Below are 19,085 nucleotides of genomic sequence, written 5' to 3'. Positions count from 1 at the left end.
TATTACAACTGTGTTAACAAACAGCGTTAGGGTACTACAGTTTCCGCCCTGTCGCTACAATGTACACTTCACGCGAACGTGCGCGAGAAGCGTCTGGCTTACGAATCTTAACCTTCGTAAACAGGGAGCGAATTTCCCGTAGGTACTCGTCAAAGCCATCTCCCTGGAACACCTTCACCAGGAAACTACCGCCTGGTGCGAGAACATCACGACACATTTCCAGTGCTAATTCCACCAGATACATCGATCTTGGGATATCGACCGCCGGGGTGCCGCTCATATTCGGGGCCATGTCAGACATGACTACCTGAACCTTACTATCACCTACACGTTCCAACAGCGCCTTGAGAACCAGTTCATCACGAAAATCGCCCTGAAGGAAATCGACGCCAACGATGGGATCCATTGGCAAAATATCACAGGCAATGATACGCCCGTTACCACCAATCTGGGTTACTACATATTGCGACCAGCCGCCCGGTGCAGCCCCCAAATCAACGACCGTCATACCCGGCTTGAACAGTTTGTCACTTTGCTGTATTTCATCAAGTTTAAACCAGGCGCGCGAGCGCAGCCCTTTTTTCTGCGCCTGCAGCACATATTTATCGCTAAAGTGTTCTTGGAGCCAGCGACTGGAACTGGCCGAACGCTTTTTATTTGCCATCGAGTATTCCAACTATCCTAAAAAGAGTCTCATGCCAGGTTCGCTTCTCACGTAAACTCAATTCGGTGCAGACCGATTTGGTGATACACATGAGATGGCGGTAGAATGTACCGTTTTCAATCCCAACTTAAGCAAAAAAGACAATGAATCTGAATAATAAACAAAAACAACACCTGAAAGGCCTGGCACATCCGTTAAAACCGGTGGTCATGCTGGGTAATAACGGTCTCACCGAAGGGGTGCTGGCTGAAATTGAGCAGGCTCTGGAGCATCACGAGCTGATCAAGGTAAAAATTGCTGCCGAAGATCGCGAAACCAAAGCCCTGATCGCCGACGCTATTGTGCGTGAAACGGGTGCCTGCAATGTGCAAGTGATCGGCAGTACGCTTATTCTTTACCGCCCGTCGAAAGAGCGCAAGATCACTTTACCGCGCTAATCCGCTCTCTGTGTACCGAAACGGTGCCATGCGCCGGGTTCAGATAAAAGGCCGCTTGCGGCCTTTTTCCTTTCTTTACAAAACCCTGCCGAACTTTTAACCAACCCGGGTGAAATTAAAGATATTCCACTTTCAGAATTTCGTATTCTACATCGCCACCGGGGGTTTTGATGACAACAACATCATCCTGCTCTTTGCCGATCAGGCCGCGAGCCATCGGTGAGTTGACGGAAATGAGATTTTTCTTAAAATCGGCTTCATCATCACCCACGATGCGGTAAGTCACCTGATCTTCAGTATCAAGATTCATCACCGAGACGGTAGCACCAAAAATCACGCGGCCAGTCTGAGGCATTTTGGTGATGTCAATCACCTGCGCATTGGACAGCTTAGCCTCGATTTCCTGGATACGTCCTTCACAGAAACCCTGCTGTTCACGAGCGGCATGATACTCGGCGTTTTCTTTCAAGTCACCGTGTTCGCGTGCGGTGGCGATATCGGCAATGATTTTCGGGCGACGCACACCTTTCAAGTATTCTAGTTCTTCACGCAGCTGTTCTGCGCCAAACAAGGTCATCGGGATCTGTTTCATCGTTAAATACCTCTAAATCTATCCTGTTCAAATATACCCGTGGTCTTTCAAGCTAACTGCGGCTCAACATCCATAGGGCATTAGCGTCATCCTGACGTGTTCGTATGAAATTACGGCAGGCATTGCGCCTTCCGTCTCCAGGCGATAAACAAAAGAAACCGAGCTCGGAGATTTGCTCCAAGCCAGCGTCGATTTTGCATTTTGATACGCATTTTAGCCTAGAGTTCCTTAAGGGTCATCGTTTACTTTATCCCTTGATGCACCGTAGTATGACAGCACGTTATCCAGCTGTTACCCCGAGATTATGCGTTTTTCACGAATTGTCAGTGTATTGGCCTGCGCATTTGCTGTTAATGCCCATGCGGCCCCGGTTGAAGATTACACACAATATTTGCCTGATGGGGCGAACCTGGCCCTGATAGTTCAGAAGATTGGCGCAACCACGCCAACCATCGATTATCACTCACAGCAAATGGCACTCCCGGCCAGCACCCAGAAGGTGCTCACCGCGCTGGCGGCTTTGTTGCAGCTCGGGCCGGATTATCGCTTCACCACGACACTGGAAAGTCAGGGCGACATCAAGGATGGCGTGTTGCGTGGCAACCTTATCGCCCGTTTCAGCGGAGATCCCACCTTCAAGCGGCAAAATCTGCGCAATATGGTGGCGGAACTGAAAAAACAGGGAGTTCGCGAAATCAGCGGCGATGTGCTGGTCGATACCTCGGTGTTTGCCAGCCATGACAAAGCACCCGGCTGGCCCTGGAACGATATGACCCAATGTTTCAGCGCCCCGCCAGCAGCGGCGATTGTCGATCGCAACTGTTTCTCGGTTTCTCTTTACAGCGCCCCTAACCCCGGTGAGATGGCGTTTATTCGCGTGGCTTCATTCTACCCGGTCAATATGTTCAGCCAGGTAAGAACGCTGGCGAAAGGCTCTGCGGATGCACAATATTGTGAACTGGATGTGGTGCCGGGCGAATTGAACCGCTTTACGCTGACCGGATGCCTGACCCAACGCAGTGAACCACTACCGTTGGCATTCGCCATTCAAGATGGAGCCAGCTATGCCGGTGCCATCCTGAAAGATGAGCTGGTCAAGTCGGGGATCCAGATTAACGGCCATTTGAAGCGCCAAACCCAGCCAGGCATGACGGGAACGGTGATCGCTCAGACGCAGTCTGCACCGCTGCATGACCTACTGAAAATCATGCTGAAGAAGTCGGACAACATGATTGCCGATACCGTCTTTCGCACCATTGGCCATGAACGCTTCGGCGTACCGGGCACTTGGCGTGCAGGGGCAGATGCAGTACGCCAGGTTCTACGCCAGAAAGCCGGGGTAGATCTGGGTAACAGCATCGTGGTGGACGGCTCTGGCCTGTCGCGCCACAACCTGCTGGCACCCGCCACCATGATGCAGGCGTTGCAATACATTGCTCAACACGACAGCGAGCTAAACTTTATCTCGATGCTGCCGCTGTCCGGTTATGATGGCACGCTGCGCTATCGCGGTGGACTGCACGAAGCCGGGGTCGACGGTAAGGTTTCTGCCAAAACCGGAGCGCTGCAAGGGGTCTATAATCTGGCTGGCTTTATCACCACTGCCAGTGGTCAGCGCCTTGCCTTTGTGCAATATCTATCAGGTTACGCAGTGCCGCCAGAAGATCAGAAACAGCGCCGAGCGCCGCTGGTGCGTTTCGAAAGCCGGTTGTATCGGGATATCTATCAGAACAATTGAGGCCCAAGGGCATGAAGCTACTGATTGTTGAGGACGATGAGTTATTGCAGCAAGGCGTGGCGTTGGCAATGTCCAACGAAGGCTACGCCTGTGATTGTGCAGCCAACGCCGCGCAGGCCAATAGCCTGATAGTCACCAGCCAATACAGTATGGTGATCCTCGACCTCGGCTTGCCAGATGTTGACGGTGCCACCCTGCTGCGGCAGTGGCGTCGTCAACAGATCAGCATCCCAGTGTTGATCCTCACCGCACGCGACGCGTTGCAAGACCGTGTCGATGGGCTGGATGCCGGTGCCGATGACTATCTGGTCAAACCCTTTGCGCTGATTGAGCTGCAAGCCCGGGTGCGGGCACTCATCCGCCGCTATCAGGGCCACAGCGATAACCTACTGCAACAGGACGATCTGACGCTCAACCTGTCCAGTCAGCAGGTGTTTCTGCAACAGCAAGCGATAGACGTTACGCCGAAAGAGTTTGCCATTCTGTCGCGTCTGATGATGCGGGCCGGGCAAACCGTCAACCGCGAGCTGTTGCAACAGGATCTCTATACCTGGAACGACGATCTGGGTTCGAATACCCTCGAAGTGCATATGCACAATTTGCGCCGTAAATTGGGCAAAGATCGTATCCGCACCGTACGTGGCATTGGTTACCGTCTGGAGTCCGCATCTTGATCAGCATGCGCCGTCGTTTGCTGCTGATGTTGGCCCTGATCCTGCTGGTCACTCAGCTTATCAGCGCGTTTTGGCTATGGCATGAAAGCCAGGAGCAGATCAGTTTCCTGGTGGATGAAACCCTGTCGGCCAAAGTCCGCAACGAGCGGGTCGATACCGAGATTGCCGAAGCGATCGCTTCACTGCTTGCCCCTTCGCTGATCATGATGGTGGTGACCCTGTTGGTCTCCTTCTGGGCCATCAGTTGGATTATCCGGCCGCTGAATCAACTGCAGGAAAAGCTGGAGAAACGTTCGGCAGATAATCTGACGCCTTTGCCGGTATCCAACGACAGTCTGGAGATGGTAGCGGTCACCAAGGCATTGAATCAGCTATTTTCACGCCTTGACCATACCATCCAGCAAGAGCGTCTGTTCACTGCCGATGCTGCCCACGAATTACGCACACCGCTGGCGGGGATCCGGCTACATCTGGAACTGATGGAGCAACAGGGAATTACGGGCAGTAAACAGTTGATCGCCCGCATTGACCAACTGATGCACGTGGTTGAGCAATTGCTGATGCTGTCGCGCACCGGGCAGGATTTCGCCAGTGGCCATTACCAACAGTTTGACTGGGTGACCAACGTTATCGAGCCATTGCAGGAGGAGTTGAAGGAGCTAGCCGCTCTGCGCGGGCAAAAGATTGTCTGGCAACTGCCAGGCAGTGCCCCGACCCACGGCGATCCGGTATTGCTACGCCTGATGCTGCGTAATCTGGTTGAAAATGCGCACCGCTATGGCCCCGAGAAGAGCGTCATTCGTGTTCAGCTCACCTCAGAGAATAATGGGCAACGCTTACAGGTGCTCGACGAGGGGCCGGGTATCAAACAAGAGATGGCGGGAGAGTTGACTCAGGCCTTCCGCCGGATGGATCAGCGTTATGGCGGCAGCGGGCTGGGATTGAATATCGTGATCCGTATCGTTCAGTTGCACCGTGGCTATCTACGCCTGGAAAACCGTACCGATGCCAACGGCTTGGATGCACTGTGCTGGTTACCCGATAATATTTTGACTCTATAAAATATTTACCCTATGGATTTCAAGCTGCAGCTTGAAAGACGACGGGTAAGGGCCCGGTTCATCGAACCGAGCCGTTACTTTATTACGCAGAATTACTTCTGGTAGATGATTTCGACGCCTTCGTCGTCATCTTCATCCCAGTCATCATCCCAATCGTCGTCCGCTTCGGCTTCCACTTCAGCGATCTGCTCACGGTGGTAATCATCCCACATGAACTCGACTTTTTCTGGCGCGCTTTCTTCGATCGCCATGGCTTTCGGTTGCGTATTGATGAAGTTCATCACGTCCCAGCACAGAGCGTTAACGCCTTCGCGGTTCGCAGCGGAGATCATGTAGTACTTACCTTCCCAACCCATGCCTTCTACGATCGCCTTGGCGCGCTCGGCGGCCTCTTCCTCGTCCAGCAGGTCAACTTTGTTGAACACCAGCCAGCGTGGCTTTTGCGACAGATTTTCGCTGTACTGGTTGAGCTCGTTGATGATGACCTTGGCATTCTCTACCGGATCGGACTCGTCGATCGGAGCGATGTCCACCAGATGCAGCAACACGCGGCAGCGCTCCAGATGTTTCAGGAAACGGATCCCCAGGCCGGCACCTTCATGTGCGCCTTCGATTAGGCCAGGAATGTCCGCCACCACGAAGCTTTGCTCATGGTCCATACGTACCACGCCTAGGCTCGGTACCAGCGTGGTGAACGGGTAGTCCGCCACTTTTGGCTTGGCAGCAGAAACCGCGCGAATGAAGGTCGACTTACCGGCGTTCGGCAGGCCCAACATGCCCACATCAGCCAGCAGCAGCAGCTCCAGCAGGATATCGCGCATCTCGCCTTTGGTGCCCAGCGTTTTTTGGCGCGGAGCACGGTTTACCGAGGATTTGAAACGGGTGTTGCCCAGGCCGTGCCAACCGCCCTTCGCCACCATCAGGCGCTGCTGATGACGGGTCATATCGCCGAGGATCTCACCGGTGCCCTGATCCTGCACGCGGGTACCAACCGGCACCTTGATTTCGACGTCTTTACCGCGTTTACCGGTACAGTCACGGCTCTGACCATTCTGGCCACGTTCGGCACGGAAAGATTTTTCAAAGCGGTAATCGATCAGGGTATTCAGGTTTTCGTCTGCCACCAGGTAAACGTCACCGCCGTCACCGCCGTCGCCGCCATCTGGCCCACCGTTCGGGATGTATTTTTCGCGGCGGAAGCTGACGCAACCATTACCGCCATCACCTGCAACGACCAGGATCGCTGCTTCATCTACAAACTTCATTTACCGTCTCCGTAACTCATTCACCGGGCGGCTTCAAAGAAGCAACCAGGTTGGTTTCTGCCCGTCGCGGCCACCAACGGTGACCAATTGCGGAAAACATGGCGCCTGCAACCACCACAAAAGCACCTACATAGCCGACGACATTCAATGCCGGGGCGGTAAATACCTGTGGCCAGGCCAGCGCCAATAAATCTGAAAATAGCAGGGTAAACAGAGGAGTCAGCGTGATTAACGCACTCACCTGAGCCGCCTGCCAGCGCGCCATCGCTTCCGCCAGCGCACCATAACCAATCAGCGTGTTAGCACCACAGAACAACAGACAGGCCAATTGCCAACCGCTAAGCTGGAAAATCACCGCTGGCATTGCAAGCGGGAATAACGCGATCGCACATAAAGTGTACAACAATACCAGGATCTGCGGTGAGGCCAATCGACGCAATAATACTTTCTGCGCCACGCCATAGGTCACCCAAACCATGGCCGCACACACGCCCAACAATACACCGAGCGTGTAGTCTGTGAACTGAGTGAAGATCTCGATCAGGCTGACGTTGAAAAACAGCATCAGCCCGCAGATCAGCATCAGAGCGCCAATCACCTGAGTGATACGCATCCTTTCTTTCAGGATCAATATGCTGGCGAACATCATGCCCACCGGCGAGAGTTGGCCGATAACCTGCGAGGCTGTCGGACTCAAATATTGCAGCGAGGAGCTGAAGAAGACAAAGTTGCCTAACAACCCGGCAGTGGCGATCACCAGCAACAGCAACCAGCGGGGTTGACGGAACATTTTCAGCGGAGGTAAACGCCCGCGCACCGCCAGGATCATCCCCAGGCCGATAGCGGCAATCGTAAAGCGATACCAGACGATGGTAAACGGCTCCATCACTTCCAGCACTTCTTTCATTGCGATAGGCAACGCGCCCCAGCAAACCGCTGTGGTGACCGCCAGAAAAATACCAACGCCAGCCTGCTGTTTTTTTTCCATCTTCTCACTGTCTGTGCGTTGTGCGGCTAAGCACAAGCAATCTATAAATGTAAAAAGCCCCGCAACGAATTGCGGGGCTTAACATCTATTTCGTAAGGCTCGAAAATTATTCAGCTTCGATGCTGATAAATTTACGATTGCTCGGGCCTTTAACTTCGAATTTGACTTTACCGTCTTTCAAAGCAAACAGAGTGTGGTCTTTGCCGCAACCCACGTTGGTACCAGCGTGGAATTTGGTGCCGCGCTGACGAACGATGATGCTGCCTGCCAGTACTGCTTCGCCGCCAAAGCGTTTTACGCCCAGACGTTTAGCTTCTGAATCGCGACCGTTACGAGTCGAGCCGCCAGCCTTTTTGTGTGCCATTAATCCGCTCTCCTAACTTAAGCGCTGATGCCGGTGATTTTAACATCAGTGAACCACTGACGGTGACCTTGCTGCTTACGATAGTGCTTACGACGACGAAACTTAACAATCTTGATCTTTTCGCCACGACCGTGAGCAACCACTTCAGCTTTGATCTTACCGCCATCGACGAAAGGAACGCCGATTTTGATATCTTCGCCATTAGCGATCATCAGAATCTGGTCAAACTCAACCGCTTCACCAGTTGCGATGTCCAGCTTTTCCAAGCGAACGGTTTGACCTTCGCTTACTCGGTGTTGTTTACCACCACTTTGGAAAACCGCGTACATATAAAACTCCGCTTTCCGCGTGCCCAACTGTTCAGTACAGAGCGCGCTATAAATATTCACAATAGGGCGCGAATTCTACGCAATAATCCTGCATATGACAAGAGCAGATTAGGGCCAGAAGGTGAAAAAAGAAGAAAAAAAACACAGTTTCTCTCACAACGTTTATCTGGGCCGATTTTCAAGTACAATCAACAGGACAGTTACCGCCATGTACCGATGTGAGCAGCGTTCTCATCGCGGTCAACAGAAACACAGCTGAAAAAAATACAATGAACCTAGAACAAATTACTGAGTTAACCGCGCAAGATATGGCGGCCGTGAACGCAACAATTCTCGAACAGTTGAATTCCGATGTCACGCTCATCAATCAACTTGGCTATTACATTATCAGCGGTGGCGGTAAGCGCATTCGCCCGATGATAGCCGTCCTGGCGGCACGGGCCTTGCACTATCAAGGTGATAAACACATTGCCGTCGCTGCCCTGATAGAGTTCATCCATACCGCCACCCTGTTGCATGATGACGTGGTGGATGAGTCCGACATGCGCCGTGGCAAGGCAACCGCCAACGCGGCATTTGGCAATGCTGCCAGCGTGTTGGTGGGTGATTTCATTTATACGCGTGCTTTCCAGATGATGACCAGCCTGGAATCGCTGCGCGTACTGGCAGTGATGTCCGAAGCGGTCAACGTGATCGCCGAAGGTGAAGTGCTGCAGTTGATGAACGTCAACGATCCGGATATCAGTGAAGAAAACTATATGCGGGTCATCTACAGCAAAACCGCTCGTCTGTTTGAGGCGGCAGCCCAGTCCTCAGCTATTCTCTCCGAGGCTAACCCGGCCGAAGAGCAGGCATTGCAAGATTATGGACGCTATCTTGGTACGGCATTCCAGCTGATCGACGATCTGCTGGACTATAGTGCAGACGGCGTGACCCTGGGTAAAAATACTGGCGATGACTTGAACGAAGGGAAGCCGACGCTGCCGTTGTTGCATGCTATGCATAATGGCAATGCCGAGCAGTCTGCGATGATCCGCGGCGCGATTGAACAGGGGAATGGCCGCCATCTGCTTGAACCGGTTCTGGCTGCCATGCAGGAGTGTGGTTCACTCACCTATACACGTCAGCGCGCAGAAGAAGAAGCGGATAAGGCGATCGCCGCATTGCAGATTTTACCCGCCTCTGCTTATCGAACCGCGCTGGAAGGATTAGCGCATCTGGCGGTTCAACGAGAATTTTAAGAAATTTAAGTTTCTAAATATTCAAATAGGCCTGCGGTGCGGGCCTATCTATTTGCCTTGCTAATGAGATCCAGTAGCCCCGCAGCCCCCTTCTCCGCCAGAAAACCCAGTAGAACCGCGTATTCGTCTGGCTTCATGCCTGCCAGATAACCCTGCAAACGTTTGATAGGATCGTCATGATGGGAAACGGTATAAGCCGCCGGTTCCTCTGCGGCAAGGGGATATTGCTGGGGATACAACTCGTTTTGGGTCGAGAGAGGTAAGCTACTAATATGATACTCCTTAGTCACCCCCTGCTTGCCATAACGCCGCTGCCATAGCCAGTTTTTCTCACGTGCTCGCTTATTGATCCCTTGCGGGGAGCTACCCAATTCTCCCTTATTTTTCAGTTCTTCGGCGGTAAACCACGCCTTGTCCATTCCCCCTCCTTGATAGCAGCATTGCCCTGACTGACTTATCGGCAGTTCCAGTTGCATGAACAACTAAAGCTAATAAGTTAGTTATAACATTAACAGGGTCATTGCCGATCTCAAAAAGCTTGGCAAAACACTCAAAAAATTCTTACCGAAAAGGGAAAGGGAAACGAAGAGGCAACGCCTAGCGTTTGTCAGTTGAGAAATGGCTCACTATTTATTCTTTTCAGCAATCCAGGCCAGCAGGCTATCCACACCTTCGCGCATCAAAAACGCCATTACTTTGCCACGTTCACTCTCTGAAAGGTGGTAATAGTATTCGATCCACACCGCCAGCGGGTCCTGACGCCCGGCCTCATAGATCGCAGGCTCTTCCCGCAATACCAGCAGGTTTTTGACGCCGGTAGGCAAGCTGTCAAAATGGTATTCCAACGCCTTGCCTTGCACACCTTTGCGGCGACGGCTGAGCCAATTTTCGCGCCGGGCCATCAGGTTGATTCCCTGTGTAGAGGAAGGTAATCCAGCGATACCTATCAGCTCCTTGGCAGCAAACCACTCGTTTTTCATAGCCATGATCTCGGGACAATAGTGTGGCAATACAAATTTTTTCAGAAACCATAAGTTATTTTTGGGAAACTTGGTGGTATCCTAGTTTCTGAATAAACGCGTCACGTTGTTCAAACGATTAATACTTACCTGTTAGTTATACCACTAACAGAACTTTCTCTAATCAAAAAAGGAATGAAAATATGAATTCACGGGACCCAGATTGGCATCCAGCAGACGTCATCGCGGCTTTGAAGAAGAGAGGTACCACTCTGGCTGCGGTTTCACGGGGGGCAGGGCTAAGTTCATCGACGTTGGCCAACGCGCTGTCACGTCCTTGGCCAAAGGGAGAGTGGTTGATTGCTGATGCACTGAACGTGCACCCGGCAGAGATCTGGCCGAGCAGGTATTTTGATCCGCTTACACATCATCTGCGAGATCGAAAAAGTCGAATCAAATCATGATAAACATAAGAAAGCCGCCGGATTCGGCCCGGCGGCTTATCAAAACATCATCGTACTGAGGGATCAGTTGTTGATAAACTTCTCGCCCAATTCGATATCTTTATGCAGTACGTCCAGCATTTCGCTCAGCGCTTTTTTCTCAAAGGCGCTCAGGGTACCGATGTCTTTACGCTCTTCGATACCGTTTTTACCCAGTAGCAGCGGCTGTGCAAAGAAGCGGGCATATTTGCCATCCCCTTCAACATAGGCGCATTCAACAACGCCTTTCTCACCGCTCAGCGCACGCACCAGAGACAGGCCAAAACGTGCAGCAGCCTGGCCCATAGACAGGGTTGCAGAACCGCCACCGGCTTTGGCTTCAACCACTTCGGTACCCGCGTTCTGGATACGTTTGGTCAAATCAGCCACTTCCTGATCGCTAAAGCTTACGCCTGGGATTTGCGACAGCAGAGGCAGGATGGTCACACCTGAGTGGCCGCCAATCACCGGTACGTTCAGTTCTTCCGGTTGTTTGCCTTTCAGTTCCGCAACGAAGGTGTTGGAACGGATGATATCCAGCGATGTGATGCCAAACAGTTTGTTCTTGTCGTAAACGCCGGCTTTCTTCAACACTTCTGCCGCAATGGCCACCGTAGTGTTCACCGGGTTGGTGATGATGCCGATGCAGGCTTTCGGGCAGGTTTTAGCCACTTGCTCAATCAGGTTGCGTACAATGCCAGCGTTAACGTTGAACAGATCGGAACGATCCATCCCTGGTTTACGCGCAACGCCAGCAGAAATCAGCACCACGTCTGCACCGTGCAGCGCAGGGGTCGCATCTTCGCCGCTGAAGCCTTTGATGTTAACTGCGGTTGGGATGTGGCTTAAGTCAACGGCAACGCCTGGGGTAACTGGGGCTATGTCGTAGAGGGAGAGTTCAGAACCTGAAGGAAGCTGGGTCTTGAGTAGAAGGGCGAGGGCCTGGCCAATACCGCCAGCAGCACCGAGAACTGCAACTTTCATCCTATACTCCTTTATTGTCTTAAATATAAAAGCGCCGTGAATTCTTTGGTCACGGACCTTAATTTATCACGCCTTTAAAAACAACCTCTTAACAGTCGGTTTTAGATCTGGCGCAATAAAATGGCCGATGTTGCGAGCATTTTAAAGTAAATAGCTTATGCATTAAGGGCATAGCGCACACTAATCGAAAATAGTGCAGCGCTTTTCACGATCGCGTTAACCGGCGGTTACATTACACCCTTATGTAACATCAGAACAACATCATTTTAATAACATTTTCGTTACCGGAGAGCTGACTCGCTTCCCGCGCCAAAAGGGCATATTCATGAGCAACGGATTTTGTTAAAATCGCTCTCTTGCCTTTCTATCTGGGCATTTTTGATTTTCCAGACAGCCTCCATATTGCATAAAAATGCATTTATATGCATAATAATCAGCTCTATTACCAACATTCCACGGTGCAAAATGCGTAATCCCGCAAAGCAGGAAGATCTGATCAAGGCATTTAAGGCCTTATTGAAAGAAGAAAAATTCAGTTCTCAAGGCGAGATCGTTTTGGCGCTACAAGAAGAAGGCTTCGAGAACATTAACCAATCCAAGGTATCACGCATGCTGACCAAGTTCGGGGCAGTGCGCACGCGTAATGCAAAGATGGAGATGGTGTACTGCCTCCCGGCCGAACTCGGTGTCCCTACTACCACCAGCCCGCTCAAGAATCTGGTGCTGGACGTGGACCATAACGATGCCGTGGTAGTGATCCATACCAGCCCTGGTGCGGCGCAGCTGATTGCCCGCTTGTTGGACTCACTGGGTAAATCAGAAGGGATCCTGGGCACCATTGCCGGTGACGATACCATTTTTGTCACTCCGGCCAGCTCCTTTACCGCGCGCCAACTGTTTGAAGCCATCCTCTCCTTGTTTGAACAGGAACTTTGATGCATTCAACGCAGCCTGCGGCTTTCCGTCGCGGGCTGTACAACCTTTATTAACCCCTCATTTACTTCTTCCGCACTGCCTACCACGTTTAAAACTGCCAATAAGCCGACCTACAGCACATTTCAATAACATTTCTGTGTGACTGGTGATCGTGACTGGAAGTTTCCGCACTTTTAGTCAAAAGCACTTAGCTTATTGAAATTACAAAAATTTAACATCAAAAGTGCATTTTATCGCCGTTTTTTATTCCATTAGGTTATTAAAAGAAACGCTGACCCCAATAAAGTTTCACTAGAAACTGTTAGCTAGCTATTAATTTTTACCGTTACTAGATGTATACTCATTTTCGTGACGTAAATCACAGTTCATTGGAACTGATAAAAGAATACGAAGAGGATAAATCATGAAAATTAAAACTACCGTAGCGACAATTAGCCTGCTATCCATGCTGTCTTTTGGTGCATTCGCAGCACAATCCATTGATACCTCACAGACTGAAAAACTGCAGTCTGCCGGTACCATCACCGTGAGTGGCGTGGGTGCAGCACCTTCTGATATCCGCCAGGCGCTGTCTGCTAAAGCCGATGCCCAAGGCGCGACAGCTTACCGTGTCATCGAAGCTCGTAACGAAGGTAACTACCACGCTACCGCTGAGATTTACAAATAAGTACAAGATGTTATGTGCGCATTGCACGACAACGCTCTGATAAAAAACCAAGTAGATAACCGCCTTCAAGTATAAAAAACGCGGTAAAGCCCTTCCAGGCCGTTATCTCTGAACGATTAAGGATCTCAATATCATGAACATGAAAACTACCCTCGTTGCATTTAGCCTGCTGTCTGCCGTTTCTTTCGGTGCTTCTGCAGCTAACCTGGTTACTGATGCCCAAGCTAGCGATCTGCAGTCTGTCGGCACCATTACCGCTAGCGGCGTGGGTGGCGCACCTTCTGATATCCGTCAGGCGCTGTCTGATAAAGCGGAGCAGCAAGGGGCCAAAGCCTACCGTGTGATCGAAGCCTATGAAAATGGCAACTGGCACGCAACGGCTGAAATCTACAAGTAAAAAACCGAGATCGCGCTTACTGAACTGACTACCCTCGTCACTGCCACTGCCGAGTTCTCAGGTAAACGCTATTATCCTCGGAAATTGTCGTCGTCCTATCCGACGAACCCCATTGCCCTCGCTCGCGAGGGCTTTTTTATGGGCGTAAAAAAGGCCGCATCAGCGGCCTTGGTATTGGGACAAGCGCCGCACGCGACGCCTGTTTAACTAAACGTTAGTAGATTTCTTTCGGTTCAGCCTTGTTAGCCAGCCCCGCCAGCAGTTTGTCATGAATGCCGCCAAACCCGCCATTGCTCATCACCAGGATATGATCACCCGGCTGTGCGGTTTTGACGATCATCTCCACCAGCGTATCCAGATCGGCACTCCAGTGCGCAGGCTGGACGCAAGCTTCGGCAACTTCCGCAACCTGCCACGGGATGTGGTGAGGCTGGAACAGGAATACCTCATCGGCACGACCCAGTGACGGGGCCAGATCGTTTTTGCTGATCCCCATTTTCATGGTGTTTGAGCGCGGCTCCAACACGGCCAGAATGCGCGCTGTACCGCCCACTTTGCCACGCAGTGCCGCCAAGGTAGCCAGAATGGCGGTCGGATGATGAGCAAAGTCGTCATAAACCGTGACACCGTTGGCTTCACCGCGTAATTCCAGACGACGGCGGGCATTGATAAAGTCACCCAGCGCACGGCAGGCATCGGCTGGTTGTACGCCAACATGGCGGGTGGCGGCGATCGCCATCAGGCCATTATGCATGTTGTGTTCACCCACCAGCGCCCAGTTAACCTCGCCCACCTTCTCGCCGTTGAGGAACACTTCGTAATGGCTGGCATCCGTCGTCAATTTGTGTGCACGCCACGCACCTCCTTCCCCGACCCATTCCTGTTCGCTCCAGCATCCCATCGCCATCACCTGTTTCAGATAAGTGTCGTTTTCCGGCAGGATAATCTTGCCTTGGCCCGGCACCAGGCGTACCAGGTGGTGGAACTGCTTCTGGATCGCTTTCAGATCGTCAAAGATATCGGCATGATCGAACTCGAGGTTGTTCATGATCAACGTGCGCGGGCAGTAATGAACGAACTTGGAGCGTTTGTCGAAGAAGGCACAATCATACTCATCGGCTTCAATGACAAAGAACGGGCTGCCGCCAAGACGGGCCGAGACATCAAAATTGCCCGGTACGCCGCCGATCACAAAGCCCGGCTGATAACCGCAGGCTTCCAGGATCCAGGTTGCCATCCCGGCGGTGGTGGTTTTACCGTGTGTTCCCGCTACCGCCAACACCCAACGATCGCGTAATACATAATCATGCAGCCACTGAGGGCCAGACATGTAAGGAATGCTCTGTTCCAGCACCGCTTCTACGCAAGGATTACCACGGCTCATGGCATTGCCGATAATCACCAGATCCGGAGCCGGATCCAACTGGGCAGGATCGTAACCCTGGATCAGATCGATCCCCTGCTTTTCCAGTAAGGTGCTCATCGGAGGATAGACGTTGGCATCGGAACCGGTCACCTCGTGCCCCAGTGAACGAGCCAACATGGCTAGCCCACCCATAAAGGTGCCGCAGATCCCAAGAATATGTATGCGCATTAGGTTTCTCATTTTAGTGCATCGATTTACTGCCTATTCTAGCGCTCAGAATCGTTCAGAAGAAATGGATTTGCCTATGAATCGCAAGTTGCTTTGGGCTACACTGCAGACGAAAACGTTGGCGGTATGTTAACAAGCCGCTATCCATCCGTAGATTCAGGGATTGTGTCATGAAAACGTTAGGCGAATTTATCGTCGAGAAACAACACGACTTCTCTCACGCCACCGGTGAGCTGACCTCATTACTTTCTGCCATCAAACTGGGGGCCAAAATCATTCACCGTGATATCAACAAGGCGGGTTTAGTTGATATCTTGGGGACTAACGGCGTTTCCAACGTTCAGGGCGAAGTTCAGATGAAACTGGACCTGTTCGCGAACGAAAAGCTGAAAGCAGCGTTGAAGGCTCGTGGGGAAGTTGCGGGCATCGCTTCGGAAGAAGAAGACGAAATCGTGATTTTCGACGGCGAGCGAGCTGAGAATGGAAAGTATGTAGTGCTGATGGATCCGTTGGACGGTTCGTCCAATATTGATGTGAACGTCTCGGTTGGGACCATCTTCTCTATCTATCGCCGCATCACTCCGATTGGTACGCCAGTCACCGAAGAAGATTTCCTGCAACCTGGCCACGCCCAGGTAGCGGCCGGTTATGTGGTTTATGGCTCTTCCACCATGCTGGTATACACCACCGGTTATGGCGTGCATGCCTTTACCTACGATCCGTCTCTAGGGGTGTTCTGCCTCTCTCATGAGAAAGTGCGCTTCCCGGAAAAAGCCAATATGTATTCCATCAACGAAGGTAACTACATCAAGTTCCCTCTCGGGGTGAAGAAATACATCAAATACTGCCAAGAGCAGGATGAAGCCACCCAGCGTCCTTATACCTCACGCTATATCGGTTCACTGGTTGCCGACTTCCACCGTAACCTGCTCAAAGGCGGCATCTATATCTACCCAAGCACCGCCAGCCACCCACAGGGCAAGCTGCGTCTGCTGTATGAATGCAACCCGATGGCGTTCCTGGCAGAACAGGCCGGGGGTAAAGCCAGCGATGGTAAAAACCGCATTCTGGATATCGTGCCGGAACAACTGCACCAGCGCGCGCCATTCTTCGTCGGAACCAAATCAATGGTAGAAGACGCCGAGCGTTTTATTGCTGATTTCCCAGACGAATAAGCCATATTACCCTATGAATTTCAAGTTGCAGCTAGGCGACAAGCTTGCCCATCCCCAGGAGCTTACTTTTGTAAGTGACTGGGGTGGGCAAGCGCAGGTAACAACGCTGCAGCTTGAAAGACGACAGGTATAAAACAGGGGCGGTATACTGCCCCTGTTCATCACAGTTTGAACACCACCATGCTCTGCGCCAGCGCCTGCGCCTGTTCTTCCAGAGAGCGCGTTGCCGCCGCAGACTCTTCTACCAACGCCGCATTCTGTTGTGCCACCTGATCCATTTGCACTACCGCCAGGTTAACCTGCTCGATACCACTGCTTTGTTCGCGGGTAGCCGCCGAGATTTCACGCATCAGCGCCGTGACGCGCCCCACTTCCCCGGTTATTCCATTCATGGTCTTCGCTGCCGTAGCGGCCATCTGCTCACCTTCCCGCACGCGGTGCTGTGAAACTTCGATCAGCCCTTTAATCTCTTTGGCCGATTGCGCACTACGCTGCGCCAGACTGCGTACCTCTCCAGCCACAACGGCAAAACCGCGCCCTTGCTCACCGGCACGTGCTGCCTCTACCGCCGCGTTGAGCGCCAGGATATTGGTCTGGAAGGAGATACCGTCCATCACGCTGATAATGTCGGCGATCCGCCGAGAACTGTCGGTAATGGCCTGCATCTTGCTCATCACCTGGCTGACCACGTCACTGCCCTGCTCGGCAATATCGGAGACGCTCAGTGCCAACTGGTTGGCCTGTTCACAGTTTTCAGCATTCATTTTTACCGTAGAGGTCAACTGCTCCATGCTGGCGGCGGTTTGCTCCAGGGAAGCAGCCGATTCTTCCGTACGCTGCGCCAGATGAACGTTACCCGCAGCCAACTCGCGGGAGCCGGTATCGATCTGACTGCTGGCATCGCGGACCTTACTGACCGACATCGCCAGCGATTGCTGCATACGCTGCATGGCACGCACCAGACGCCCTATTTCGGTATCACCCTCACCGCTAATTTCGTGGGTCAGATCCCCGGCAGCGATATGCTCCAATTGGACAATCGACTCATCTAACGGGCGCAATAAGATCAAACGCAGTGCAAACCAGGCCAGTACCGCCAGTAACACGCTGAGCAGCCCAGCCACAACGATCAGGATAATTTTGGTGCTGGCATTACTTTCCGCCTCATGCACATGCTGCTGGCCAATCTCCATCGCAAACGCACGGAACTCACTAAGGTCAGCTTCAAACGCAATGCTCAGCTTAGAAATATGATTTTCTTGAATGGCATAATAGTCATCCAACTTCCCCGCCTTTATCGCCGCCGCCATGGGCGCAATGCCTTGTTCCAGATAAGCGCGATAGCTCGCCTGCATCCGCATTGAGAATTGGCGGCCTCGTTCGGTCACCGTACCCACATCAACAAAGCGCGCCATTTCCTTTCTTGACTGTTCCAGATAGCCATAGATACGCCCCACCGAGGCATCGGCAACCTCAATCTGACCAATCTCGCGCTGGCGTACTGCAAGCGAGGCAGCCGTTCTGGCCCGTAGCGCCAGATTGGAACTGTTGGCCAACGAACCAAGTTCTTCCCCCAGGATCTGGTTCAGAGTCTGTAGCGAACGTGTTCCTTCGTTAATCGCTTTAACCCCGATGATGCTGACAACTATCAACAACAACGTCATCAGGCTCAACAGGGCAATCAGCCCGGCCTTAACGGTGATCTTCTTTAACATGAGTGTTTCCCGGCTTTAGAAAAAAGTAGCTTCAGATGTAGAGGAGGAAAGAAGGCAGGGTCAGCTAGCAGCTGGACCGTTATTATTTGAGAAAGTTATCGGCAGCCGGGGGGTAAACTTCAATCAAGAAGGGATTAATCTGGAAAAGTTGCTGTTATCGGCCAGGCAGCGGCTCGATGACGAAAAGGGCGGGAAATCACAAAAGACTCCGCTATAATAGCCGCCACTCCATTTCTGGTTTGATTAAAGGAAACCGACATGAGCTTGAACCTGGTCCCTGCTGGCAAAGACCTGCCAGAAGACATCTACGTAGTTATCGAAATCCCGGCTAACGCCGATCCAATCAAATACGAAATCGACAAAGAAACCGGCTCGCTGTTCGTTGACCGTTTCATGTCCACGGCGATGTTCTACCCGTGCAACTACGGTTACATCAACCACACCCTGTCACTGGATGGTGATCCGGTAGACGTGTTGGTGCCAACCCCATACCCACTGCAACCAGGCTCAGTGATCCGCTGCCGCCCAGTTGGCGTGCTGAAAATGACCGACGAAGCCGGTGAAGATGCGAAACTGGTTGCCGTACCGCACAGCAAACTGACCAAAGAGTACGATCACATTAAAGATGTGAACGACCTGCCAGAACTGCTGAAGGCGCAGATCACTCACTTCTTTGAACACTACAAAGATCTGGAAAAAGGCAAGTGGGTAAAAGTGGATGGTTGGGCAGACGCTGCCGCTGCCAAAGCTGAGATCGTGGCCTCTTTCGAGCGCGCCAAGAAGTAATTCTCGCCCGAACTGATAAAAAAACACCGCCCAGATG

Annotated in this window: 22 protein-coding genes; 11 read left to right on the top strand and 11 right to left on the bottom strand. The window is 52.1% G+C overall.

Features of this window, described 5'->3' with window-relative positions:
• Positions 1–34: 34 nt before the first annotated feature.
• On the bottom strand, positions 35–664 hold the full coding sequence (rlmE, locus tag KAJ71_RS17935) for a 23S rRNA (uridine(2552)-2'-O)-methyltransferase RlmE (protein WP_248946953.1): 630 nt from the start codon (positions 662–664) through the stop codon (positions 35–37).
• Between the two features lie 143 nt (positions 665–807).
• Here rlmE and yhbY point away from each other — a divergent pair, with 143 nt between their 5' ends.
• Positions 808–1,101, top strand: a complete 294-nt coding sequence (yhbY, locus tag KAJ71_RS17930) for a ribosome assembly RNA-binding protein YhbY (RefSeq protein ID WP_248946952.1) — start codon at positions 808–810, stop codon at positions 1,099–1,101.
• 115 nt (positions 1,102–1,216) lie between these two features.
• On the opposite strand, the gene greA is transcribed toward yhbY, so the two are convergent.
• Complete coding sequence (gene greA / locus KAJ71_RS17925) at positions 1,217–1,693, bottom strand: transcription elongation factor GreA (protein ID WP_021807521.1); 477 nt, start codon at positions 1,691–1,693, stop codon at positions 1,217–1,219.
• 304 nt (positions 1,694–1,997) lie between these two features.
• Between greA and dacB the strand changes: the two genes are divergently transcribed.
• From dacB to pmrB, 3 genes are read left to right on the top strand one after another with little or no spacing between them, the layout of a single operon-like run.
• A complete protein-coding gene (dacB, locus tag KAJ71_RS17920; RefSeq protein WP_248946951.1) occupies positions 1,998–3,431 on the top strand; it encodes a serine-type D-Ala-D-Ala carboxypeptidase in 1,434 nt (477 codons plus the stop codon).
• An 11-nt stretch (positions 3,432–3,442) separates the two neighbouring features.
• On the top strand, positions 3,443–4,105 hold the full coding sequence (gene pmrA, locus KAJ71_RS17915; protein WP_248946950.1) for a two-component system response regulator PmrA: 663 nt from the start codon (positions 3,443–3,445) through the stop codon (positions 4,103–4,105).
• Positions 4,102–5,166 carry a two-component system sensor histidine kinase PmrB gene (pmrB, locus tag KAJ71_RS17910; RefSeq protein ID WP_248946949.1) on the top strand — a complete coding sequence of 355 codons (1,065 nt, stop codon included), beginning with the start codon at positions 4,102–4,104 and terminating at the stop codon, positions 5,164–5,166. Before pmrA ends, pmrB begins: the two co-directional genes overlap by 4 nt.
• A gap of 92 nt (positions 5,167–5,258) precedes the next feature.
• Here pmrB and cgtA read toward each other — a convergent pair whose 3' ends face one another.
• The 4 genes from cgtA to rplU all read right to left on the bottom strand — a co-directional run bounded on the left by cgtA (position 5,259) and on the right by rplU (position 8,112).
• A complete protein-coding gene (gene cgtA / locus KAJ71_RS17905) occupies positions 5,259–6,431 on the bottom strand; it encodes an Obg family GTPase CgtA (protein WP_248946948.1) in 1,173 nt (390 codons plus the stop codon).
• A 16-nt stretch (positions 6,432–6,447) separates the two neighbouring features.
• Positions 6,448–7,419, bottom strand: coding sequence for a DMT family transporter (locus KAJ71_RS17900; RefSeq protein WP_248946947.1), 972 nt, complete (start codon positions 7,417–7,419; stop codon positions 6,448–6,450).
• A 106-nt stretch (positions 7,420–7,525) separates the two neighbouring features.
• Positions 7,526–7,783 (bottom strand): 50S ribosomal protein L27, encoded by a 258-nt coding sequence (gene rpmA / locus KAJ71_RS17895; RefSeq protein WP_004933559.1) that lies wholly within the window; start codon positions 7,781–7,783, stop codon positions 7,526–7,528.
• 17 nt (positions 7,784–7,800) lie between these two features.
• Positions 7,801–8,112: a 50S ribosomal protein L21 gene (gene rplU / locus KAJ71_RS17890; protein WP_004955927.1), complete on the bottom strand. Its 312-nt coding sequence runs from the start codon at positions 8,110–8,112 to the stop codon at positions 7,801–7,803.
• A 269-nt stretch (positions 8,113–8,381) separates the two neighbouring features.
• On the opposite strand from rplU, the gene ispB reads away from it, so the two are divergent.
• Positions 8,382–9,353 (top strand): octaprenyl diphosphate synthase, encoded by a 972-nt coding sequence (gene ispB / locus KAJ71_RS17885; RefSeq protein ID WP_248946946.1) that lies wholly within the window; start codon positions 8,382–8,384, stop codon positions 9,351–9,353.
• Positions 9,354–9,397: 44 nt separating this feature from the next.
• Here ispB and KAJ71_RS17880 read toward each other — a convergent pair whose 3' ends face one another.
• The gene (locus KAJ71_RS17880; RefSeq protein WP_248946945.1) at positions 9,398–9,772 is read right to left on the bottom strand and encodes a DNA-binding protein; all 375 of its coding nucleotides are present in this window, start codon (positions 9,770–9,772) and stop codon (positions 9,398–9,400) included.
• Between the two features lie 207 nt (positions 9,773–9,979).
• Positions 9,980–10,333 carry a DNA-binding protein gene (locus tag KAJ71_RS17875; protein WP_248946995.1) on the bottom strand — a complete coding sequence of 118 codons (354 nt, stop codon included), beginning with the start codon at positions 10,331–10,333 and terminating at the stop codon, positions 9,980–9,982.
• A gap of 182 nt (positions 10,334–10,515) precedes the next feature.
• On the opposite strand from KAJ71_RS17875, the gene KAJ71_RS17870 reads away from it, so the two are divergent.
• Positions 10,516–10,776, top strand: coding sequence for a helix-turn-helix domain-containing protein (locus KAJ71_RS17870; RefSeq protein ID WP_071783710.1), 261 nt, complete (start codon positions 10,516–10,518; stop codon positions 10,774–10,776).
• Between the two features lie 63 nt (positions 10,777–10,839).
• Here KAJ71_RS17870 and mdh read toward each other — a convergent pair whose 3' ends face one another.
• Positions 10,840–11,778 (bottom strand): malate dehydrogenase, encoded by a 939-nt coding sequence (gene mdh / locus KAJ71_RS17865; protein WP_248946944.1) that lies wholly within the window; start codon positions 11,776–11,778, stop codon positions 10,840–10,842.
• Positions 11,779–12,243: 465 nt separating this feature from the next.
• Here mdh and argR point away from each other — a divergent pair, with 465 nt between their 5' ends.
• The 3 genes from argR to yhcN (KAJ71_RS17850) all read left to right on the top strand — a co-directional run bounded on the left by argR (position 12,244) and on the right by yhcN (KAJ71_RS17850) (position 13,778).
• Positions 12,244–12,714 carry a transcriptional regulator ArgR gene (gene argR, locus KAJ71_RS17860; RefSeq protein WP_021179033.1) on the top strand — a complete coding sequence of 157 codons (471 nt, stop codon included), beginning with the start codon at positions 12,244–12,246 and terminating at the stop codon, positions 12,712–12,714.
• Positions 12,715–13,117: 403 nt separating this feature from the next.
• Entirely contained in the window at positions 13,118–13,381 is a 264-nt protein-coding gene (gene yhcN / locus KAJ71_RS17855) for a peroxide/acid stress response protein YhcN (protein ID WP_248946943.1), read from the top strand.
• A gap of 133 nt (positions 13,382–13,514) precedes the next feature.
• Positions 13,515–13,778, top strand: a complete 264-nt coding sequence (gene yhcN, locus KAJ71_RS17850) for a peroxide/acid stress response protein YhcN (RefSeq protein WP_248946942.1) — start codon at positions 13,515–13,517, stop codon at positions 13,776–13,778.
• A 214-nt stretch (positions 13,779–13,992) separates the two neighbouring features.
• On the opposite strand, the gene mpl is transcribed toward yhcN (KAJ71_RS17850), so the two are convergent.
• Positions 13,993–15,372: a UDP-N-acetylmuramate:L-alanyl-gamma-D-glutamyl-meso-diaminopimelate ligase gene (gene mpl, locus KAJ71_RS17845; protein ID WP_248946941.1), complete on the bottom strand. Its 1,380-nt coding sequence runs from the start codon at positions 15,370–15,372 to the stop codon at positions 13,993–13,995.
• Between the two features lie 170 nt (positions 15,373–15,542).
• Between mpl and fbp the strand changes: the two genes are divergently transcribed.
• Entirely contained in the window at positions 15,543–16,547 is a 1,005-nt protein-coding gene (gene fbp / locus KAJ71_RS17840; protein WP_248946940.1) for a class 1 fructose-bisphosphatase, read from the top strand.
• Positions 16,548–16,708: 161 nt separating this feature from the next.
• Here fbp and KAJ71_RS17835 read toward each other — a convergent pair whose 3' ends face one another.
• Positions 16,709–18,262, bottom strand: coding sequence for a methyl-accepting chemotaxis protein (locus tag KAJ71_RS17835; protein ID WP_248946939.1), 1,554 nt, complete (start codon positions 18,260–18,262; stop codon positions 16,709–16,711).
• A 258-nt stretch (positions 18,263–18,520) separates the two neighbouring features.
• On the opposite strand from KAJ71_RS17835, the gene ppa reads away from it, so the two are divergent.
• Positions 18,521–19,048 (top strand): inorganic diphosphatase, encoded by a 528-nt coding sequence (gene ppa / locus KAJ71_RS17830; RefSeq protein WP_024483356.1) that lies wholly within the window; start codon positions 18,521–18,523, stop codon positions 19,046–19,048.
• The last annotated feature ends 37 nt before the right edge of the window (positions 19,049–19,085 follow it).

It is taken from the genome of Serratia silvae, assembly GCF_023282985.1.
Taxonomy (GTDB): Bacteria; Pseudomonadota; Gammaproteobacteria; order Enterobacterales; family Enterobacteriaceae; genus Chania; species Chania silvae.
The sequence above is the reverse complement of the archived record's forward strand: the minus strand, read 5'-3'. Positions and strand labels throughout refer to the sequence as shown.

What these genes read in the sequence shown, in the direction of transcription:
- KAJ71_RS17900 (WP_248946947.1), bottom strand. Translation starts at nt 7,419, where the DNA reads ATGGAAAAAAAACAGCAGGCTGGCGTTGGTATTTTTCTGGCGGTCACC.
- KAJ71_RS17875 (WP_248946995.1), bottom strand. Translation starts at nt 10,333, where the DNA reads ATGAAAAACGAGTGGTTTGCTGCCAAGGAGCTGATAGGTATCGCTGGA.
- dacB (WP_248946951.1), top strand. Translation starts at nt 1,998, where the DNA reads ATGCGTTTTTCACGAATTGTCAGTGTATTGGCCTGCGCATTTGCTGTT.
- greA (WP_021807521.1), bottom strand. Translation starts at nt 1,693, where the DNA reads ATGAAACAGATCCCGATGACCTTGTTTGGCGCAGAACAGCTGCGTGAA.
- yhbY (WP_248946952.1), top strand. Translation starts at nt 808, where the DNA reads ATGAATCTGAATAATAAACAAAAACAACACCTGAAAGGCCTGGCACAT.
- rpmA (WP_004933559.1), bottom strand. Translation starts at nt 7,783, where the DNA reads ATGGCACACAAAAAGGCTGGCGGCTCGACTCGTAACGGTCGCGATTCA.
- yhcN (WP_248946942.1), top strand. Translation starts at nt 13,515, where the DNA reads ATGAACATGAAAACTACCCTCGTTGCATTTAGCCTGCTGTCTGCCGTT.
- KAJ71_RS17835 (WP_248946939.1), bottom strand. Translation starts at nt 18,262, where the DNA reads ATGTTAAAGAAGATCACCGTTAAGGCCGGGCTGATTGCCCTGTTGAGC.
- mpl (WP_248946941.1), bottom strand. Translation starts at nt 15,372, where the DNA reads ATGCGCATACATATTCTTGGGATCTGCGGCACCTTTATGGGTGGGCTA.
- pmrA (WP_248946950.1), top strand. Translation starts at nt 3,443, where the DNA reads ATGAAGCTACTGATTGTTGAGGACGATGAGTTATTGCAGCAAGGCGTG.
- yhcN (WP_248946943.1), top strand. Translation starts at nt 13,118, where the DNA reads ATGAAAATTAAAACTACCGTAGCGACAATTAGCCTGCTATCCATGCTG.
- mdh (WP_248946944.1), bottom strand. Translation starts at nt 11,778, where the DNA reads ATGAAAGTTGCAGTTCTCGGTGCTGCTGGCGGTATTGGCCAGGCCCTC.
- ispB (WP_248946946.1), top strand. Translation starts at nt 8,382, where the DNA reads ATGAACCTAGAACAAATTACTGAGTTAACCGCGCAAGATATGGCGGCC.
- KAJ71_RS17870 (WP_071783710.1), top strand. Translation starts at nt 10,516, where the DNA reads ATGAATTCACGGGACCCAGATTGGCATCCAGCAGACGTCATCGCGGCT.
- rlmE (WP_248946953.1), bottom strand. Translation starts at nt 664, where the DNA reads ATGGCAAATAAAAAGCGTTCGGCCAGTTCCAGTCGCTGGCTCCAAGAA.
- KAJ71_RS17880 (WP_248946945.1), bottom strand. Translation starts at nt 9,772, where the DNA reads ATGGACAAGGCGTGGTTTACCGCCGAAGAACTGAAAAATAAGGGAGAA.
- rplU (WP_004955927.1), bottom strand. Translation starts at nt 8,112, where the DNA reads ATGTACGCGGTTTTCCAAAGTGGTGGTAAACAACACCGAGTAAGCGAA.
- argR (WP_021179033.1), top strand. Translation starts at nt 12,244, where the DNA reads ATGCGTAATCCCGCAAAGCAGGAAGATCTGATCAAGGCATTTAAGGCC.
- cgtA (WP_248946948.1), bottom strand. Translation starts at nt 6,431, where the DNA reads ATGAAGTTTGTAGATGAAGCAGCGATCCTGGTCGTTGCAGGTGATGGC.
- ppa (WP_024483356.1), top strand. Translation starts at nt 18,521, where the DNA reads ATGAGCTTGAACCTGGTCCCTGCTGGCAAAGACCTGCCAGAAGACATC.
- fbp (WP_248946940.1), top strand. Translation starts at nt 15,543, where the DNA reads ATGAAAACGTTAGGCGAATTTATCGTCGAGAAACAACACGACTTCTCT.